Below are 6,076 nucleotides of genomic sequence, written 5' to 3'. Positions count from 1 at the left end.
CCTGGAGATAGAGCTGCTAGTAGCTCCCACTGAAGAGCGCCTCGGAGAGCTGATCGAGCATCAGCTTGAGTCTGGCGGCATCACGGTCAACCTGCGCAGCATGGATTTGAAGACCAAGGATAGCATGGTTGACGACTGGAAGTTCGACCTGGCAATAAACTATCACGGCGGCATGGGTGCTGATCCTTCAGTCCTAAATCGTATCATCATTGGAACAGGGCTCTACAGCTCACGCTACGCTGAAGATGTGCAGCTTGTTGATCTGCTAAATGAGCAGGTTTCAGAGATGGACCCTGCCAGGCGCAAAGAGCTGGTCAGTCAGGCTCAGGAGATCATCGCATGCGACCTGCCATCTCTGCCTTTGTTCTATATCGACTCCTTTTGGGCCTCTGATGACAGGGTGAGCTTCTACTATACTTACGGAGGAGTGGCCATGGGAACGCCAACGGCATTGAACAAGATGGCCTTTGTTTAAAATTGGATACTGTTGCTGCGGCCCGATAAGCTGCAGTCAGTTCATTTTTTCAAAAATTCGGGTAGTATGACAAAAATTACTGCAAAATAGTATCGATATCCTGCGACTTGATCGATCTTGCTATAGACATCCTGGCAGCAAGTGTCTGAGGTATATCAAGAACCGATTGGTGGAGATGGCAATCATTTTCATCTCTTCTAATTTTTTATGAAATTATAGAATTCTATTCATACTTTATATGCACACAGGCTCAAAAAGTATATATATCTGGATTGATATGTCTAAATCGATACATAGACATGGAAGCTGATTGAGTGAATAGATCGAATGGAAGTATAACCAACAGCGATATATGCATCGATATAGCGATACTGATATAATGGCAACTGGTATCTTGAAGATGATTATGCTTCACATCATGAAAGATGGTGAAGCATCCGGCTACGATATAATAAAGAAAGTGGAAGCGATTAGCGGAAAGAAACCCAGCACGGGATCGATCTATCCGCTATTGAAAAAGATGGAGCGAGAAGGCTGGATCTCAGGAAGAGCCGAAGACGGCAAGACCTACTACAGCTTGACTGAGATCGGCAAAGAGCATGTTGCTCAGATAAATGAGGTTAAACATGATTTCATCAAAAAGCTCCATCAATCTATAGCTCTGGCCAGCGAAACGTTCGAAGATGCCGATGTGCAGGATCTCATGAAAGACATGCATGACCTTCACAGGGGAATGAGAGTTCCCGTAAAAGAACAGATAGAGCTGCTCGCTCCGCTGATTCATCAGGTTGCGGATCATCTGGAAACCGACACGGATCGAGAGAGGGTCCGGTCTGTAATTCTAAGAGCCATAGATGAGCTGAAGAAGATATAATCAGAGACAGTTGGATTCGGAGATGGTTGGATTGAGCGAAATGAATACAGAACAGATATTTGCAGAAGATAGACGAATTGAAGACTTTAAGCAAAACCCTAGAGGAGAATTTCTTCAGGCCATACGTGAGAAAGATATGGCCCGCTGCCTCGTGAAGACTGCTGAGATCCACGGGCACTTCTGTCCGGGAAGCGCTCTTGGCGTCATGGCTTCGGTGCATGGCCTGAATCTTCTGGGCCTGGATTCGATCTCTTCCGACGGATTAGAGGACCTCATGGCCGTTGTAGAAACAAACGCATGCTTCGCCGACGGAGTGCAGGCCGTATCCGGCTGCACCTTGGGGAACAACGCCCTGGTCTACCGCGATCTGGGAAGGCTGGCAGTTACCTTCGCCATTCGAGGAAAGGAGACCGGAGTCCGCATAAGGGTTCAGCCCGATTTCAGCTCTAGCGTGGCCAAGGCCTCCCCGGAGTTCTACCCTCTGATGGAAAAGGTCATCAAGAATCGGGAGGGCGGCGCAAGGGAAAAAGCAGCATTTCGAAAAGCGGGGAGGCAGGCGGCCTTCGGCGTCATCCAGCTACCATTCGATGAGCTATTTGCAGTCGAGACCTTTCGGCCTCTGCTGCCTGAATACGCTCCAATTACGGAGAGCATCGTCTGCTCCAACTGCGGCGAGATGATCATGGCCACTAAAACCGTGGGCGGTCTCTGTTTCATGTGTGCAGGAGAAGCTTATCGTCAGGTCGAGGGAAGAGGCATTGTTGCCAAAGAATCTGAAAGACCATCTGCTTCAACCAAGAGCTGACCCAAATATCCTGGTGAGAGAGAAATGGATGCAACAGATACGACTTGCGGGCGTCAATGCGATAGGCCGAACAGACATAAAAAGGGAAAAAGCAGCTTCTGGATGCAGGACCCGGATCTGGTTTTCGGCGGGCTTGATCTGCAGAGAGGAGACTGCTTTCTAGATTTGGGCAGCGGGCCGGGAGATTATTCCATTCGAGCCTCGAGGCTTATAGGCGATACCGGTAGAGCGTACGCTCTGGATAAAAACCAGGATGCGATAGTTGATTTAAGGGATAAGGTCGTTTCAGAAGGATTAAAGAATATTAAGGCTGAGGTCTGTGATATTTCCGGTCCTCTGCCGGTCAAGGATAGTTGTGTAGACATTTGTTTCATATCTACCGTGCTTCACTCCCTCAATCTGGCCGATGTAGAGAGCACCCTGTTTAGCGAAATAGGGCGTGTTTTAAAACCTGAGGGGCGGCTGGCAATTATCGAATGCAAGAAAGAGGACCAGCCATGCGGACCGCCGATTGATATGCGCATATCAGCTGAAGAGCTGGAAAGAACGATAACAAAACACGGTTTTAGAAAGTTGAGCTTGTGCGACCTAGGCTATAACTACTTGATTCAGTTCAGAAAAATCCCCGAGGAGTTGACCGATTTGTTGAAACAAAAAGATGCCAGCATTGTACTGCATCCGGTGGGTATTATAAGAAGCAAGATAGAGAAACCATTCCTTGTTGCCGGTGAAGAGGGACTAAAAATGCAGGGCGACCTCAAAGATGCCGTAGTTAAAATTCATGAGATGCCTGGAGAAATCTCGAATATCATCATCTACGAAGGTCTGGATGGCATCCTGGACGGAATTGAGGAGTATTCTCATCTTGTAATTTTATATTGGGCGCATAAAGTCCCCGAAGAGGGCCGGTCGCTTACGAGGGTGCACCCCATGGGCAGAGAAGATATTCCCGAAAAAGGCATTTTCTGCACCTGTAGCCCTGCAAGGCCCAATCCGGTGCTTATGACCGTCGTCCATCTGAAGGGACGAAAGGGAAACGTCCTGGAGGTCCTCGGCCTCGACGCTGTTGATGGAAGCCCTGTTATCGATATAAAGCCTTACGTCAAGGACTTTTTCCCGCAGGAAGATGTCCACATCCCTGAATGGATGCAACGCCTTCAAGAAGAGGTAAATAAAGGCAAATCACCGAATAAAACGCAGAGCTAATAGCATTTTTTTAGTTAGCAAAATTTGTAGGAGGAATTTTGATTAGGAAAAATCTGCCGATTAAAGGGACTCGTGGAGCTTTGTCCTCAAAAGTTCCCCTTGCCCTCGGATTTGCGGTCGTGGGCCTGTTGCTTCTCATTTTCTGCAACATGGCAGCGGCTTCCGATGAGACCATAGACATGTTTACAATTGCCGACCCAACCGGCGACTGGGGATTTCCCTCTCCTTACGGCCATTACCCGAGAGGGCCTGGATATATCAGAATGAGCCTGATCTTCGACACACTCGTATGGAAGGACCAGAACGGCTACGTTCCTGCTCTCGCGGAGAGCTGGCAGCTGGAGGACGACGCTTACGTCTTTGACCTGAGAAAGAACGCGACCTGGCAGGACGGAGAGCCCTTCACCGCTAATGATGTGGTTTTCACAATCGATTATACCAAAGAACATCCTTACCCTCTGGTAAGCCCAAAACTTGTGAAGTCTGCCGAGGCTCTGGACGACTATACCGTCAAGCTCTATCTTAATGGCTCTTATGCCCCGTTCATCGAGATGGTTGCGGGAGCGCTCCCCATACTTCCTGAGCACATCTACAGCAATGTGGCCAATCCTGCCGAGTTCCTGGAGGATGAAGCCTTAACCGGCATGGGTCCCTTCAAGCTGGTCGATTACGACAGGGCGCAGGGGACATACCTCTACGAGGCCTATGACGATTACTACCTGGGCGCTCCAAAGGTCAAGCAACTCAGGTTCGTAAAGGTTAGCAATGAGATGGCGGCTGCGGCACTGGAGAAAGGCGATGTCGATGCAGCGACAGTCCCTCCCGAGAAGGCTGAGGATCTGGGGGTGGCGGGCTTTGATGTCCTGAGAGGTTCACACGACGGCATCACCAAGCTCATGGTCAACCACAGGAAGGAGCCATTCTCCGACGCAAGGTTCAGACAGGCTCTGTACTACGCCATCGACAGACAGGCTCTTGTGGATACGGTCTTGCGCGGCTACGGAATCATCGCCAGCCCCGGCCTCCTAGCCCATGATAACGATTTATGCAATCCCAATGTGGAGACATACGATTATGATCCGGCCAGGGCCGGGGAGCTTCTGGAAGAGCTGGGCTACACCAAGGACGGCCAGTACTTCACCAAAGACGGTGAGCCCCTGGAAATGGAGATGCTGGTCACGGCCACTGACGAGCGAGCAGGAGAGATGATAAAGCAGCAGCTAGAGCAGGCTGGGTTCAAGGTGACTCTTAGAAGCCTCGACTCCAAGGCACGGGACAGCCTGGTTTCTGAGTGGGACTTCGATCTGGCCTTAAACAGTCACGGAGGAATGGGAGCAGATCCTGAAATCCTGAGCAGGCTTATAGGCGAAGGATTTTCGTTCAACAGCGCCCGCTACTTTGAGAACCAGGAGTTAAATGATCTCTTAAGCCGGGAGGTTTCTGAGATGGACCCCGATCGCCGCAAGGAACTCGTCGATGAGGTCCAAGTGTTGCATGCTCAGGATCTGCCGATGCTGCCCCTGTATTATGCCGATTCCTGCTGGGCGCACGATGGTCTGATCGACATGTATTACACCAAGCGGGGGATCGCCATGGGAACTCCAATAGCGCAGAACAAACAGTCCTTCGTGAAGTGAATGCAACTATTTTGGGGGCGAAATAGCGGAAAAAGGCCGCTATCAGCCCAATTTTATCCAAGGATCTTATCCGTCCGTCGTGAACCTTGGTGAGCTGATGGACATTAATTGCAGATATCATATTTTTCCTCTCAAATTTGATTGCGCCGTAGCACTCGTTGAATAATAATAAGGATCTCAATCAAACGATCTCGAATCCTGCAAAATTTTATATGCTATCTCACAACGCTCGGGATTATAGCAGCAACCTTATATACGAAATATGTATCTTTTGCTACGATTATATGCAAGGTTAATATCAATTGTTAATCTTTCGCAGGAAGTGCGTGGCGGTAATGAAGATGATCGGATTCGATAAAGGCGGCGGTGTTCAGTATTGTCAGATATGATCAGAAAAACAAGCTTGTGGGAGCGGTTGGGCTTTGACATCGCATATGGTTACTCAGAAGGGAGAAAGGTCCTGATCCTCTCAGCTCTCTTCGTATTGCTTCTTATCACGGTGGGGGTGGCTATAACCTTTGGAGCCTATAGCATCTCCATTGTTGATGTTTATGGAATCGTACTGGCTCATCTGTCGCCTTTCGGAGACCTATCCAGTGTCACCAAGCTCCATAACACCATTGTTTGGGAACTGAGAATCCCCCGAGTCCTCCTGGCCGTGGCTGTAGGCACAGCCCTGGCCACGGCAGGCGCAGTATTTCAGGGTTGCTTCAGAAATCCACTGGTCGAGCCTTATATCCTCGGCATCTCCTCTGGGGCTGCCTTTGGCGCTGCTATGGGCATAGTCTTTTCCAGCTTCTTCCTGTCCATTCAGCTCTCTGCATTTATCTTTGGGTCTATGGCTGTGGCCATGGCCTACTTCCTGGCCAGGGTCAGAAAGGAGACGCCCATAGTGACATTGATCCTGGCAGGTGTGATCATTGGCTCCATCTTTTCTGCAATGGTCTCCATTCTCAAGTACATAGCCACAGATGCGGCTTTGCGGGAAATTGTATTCTGGCTGATGGGCGGCTTCTATTACGCCACATGGAATGATGTCCATCTGCTCGTGCCCATAATAATCCCCAGCTTCCTTATTA

General features: G+C 49.5%; 5 protein-coding genes and 1 pseudogene. All 6 read left to right on the top strand.

Features of this window, described 5'->3' with window-relative positions:
* Positions 1–475, top strand: a pseudogene (locus BP822_RS10380) (ABC transporter substrate-binding protein); the annotation flags it as partial.
* A gap of 379 nt (positions 476–854) precedes the next feature.
* Positions 855–1,349 carry a PadR family transcriptional regulator gene (locus tag BP822_RS10375; protein ID WP_157863665.1) on the top strand — a complete coding sequence of 165 codons (495 nt, stop codon included), beginning with the start codon at positions 855–857 and terminating at the stop codon, positions 1,347–1,349.
* 136 nt (positions 1,350–1,485) lie between these two features.
* The gene (locus tag BP822_RS10370) at positions 1,486–2,154 is read left to right on the top strand and encodes an FmdE family protein (protein ID WP_202795826.1); all 669 of its coding nucleotides are present in this window, start codon (positions 1,486–1,488) and stop codon (positions 2,152–2,154) included.
* A 24-nt stretch (positions 2,155–2,178) separates the two neighbouring features.
* Positions 2,179–3,360, top strand: coding sequence for a tRNA (N6-threonylcarbamoyladenosine(37)-N6)-methyltransferase TrmO (gene tsaA / locus BP822_RS10365; protein WP_013718770.1), 1,182 nt, complete (start codon positions 2,179–2,181; stop codon positions 3,358–3,360).
* Positions 3,361–3,509: 149 nt separating this feature from the next.
* The gene (locus tag BP822_RS10360; RefSeq protein ID WP_286878250.1) at positions 3,510–4,997 is read left to right on the top strand and encodes an ABC transporter substrate-binding protein; all 1,488 of its coding nucleotides are present in this window, start codon (positions 3,510–3,512) and stop codon (positions 4,995–4,997) included.
* Positions 4,998–5,373: 376 nt separating this feature from the next.
* The coding region (locus BP822_RS10355) for a FecCD family ABC transporter permease (protein ID WP_394339430.1) at positions 5,374–6,076 on the top strand (703 nt) is incomplete at its 3' end.

This window comes from Methanosaeta sp. UBA458, assembly GCF_002496085.1.
Taxonomy (GTDB): Archaea; Halobacteriota; Methanosarcinia; order Methanotrichales; family Methanotrichaceae; genus Methanothrix; species Methanothrix soehngenii.
The sequence above is the reverse complement of the archived record's forward strand: the minus strand, read 5'-3'. Positions and strand labels throughout refer to the sequence as shown.

Coding starts and splice junctions, on each gene's coding strand:
- BP822_RS10375 (WP_157863665.1), top strand. CDS start 855: ATGGCAACTGGTATCTTGAAGATGATTATGCTTCACATCATGAAAGAT.
- BP822_RS10370 (WP_202795826.1), top strand. CDS start 1,486: ATGGCCCGCTGCCTCGTGAAGACTGCTGAGATCCACGGGCACTTCTGT.
- tsaA (WP_013718770.1), top strand. CDS start 2,179: ATGGATGCAACAGATACGACTTGCGGGCGTCAATGCGATAGGCCGAAC.
- BP822_RS10360 (WP_286878250.1), top strand. CDS start 3,510: ATGGCAGCGGCTTCCGATGAGACCATAGACATGTTTACAATTGCCGAC.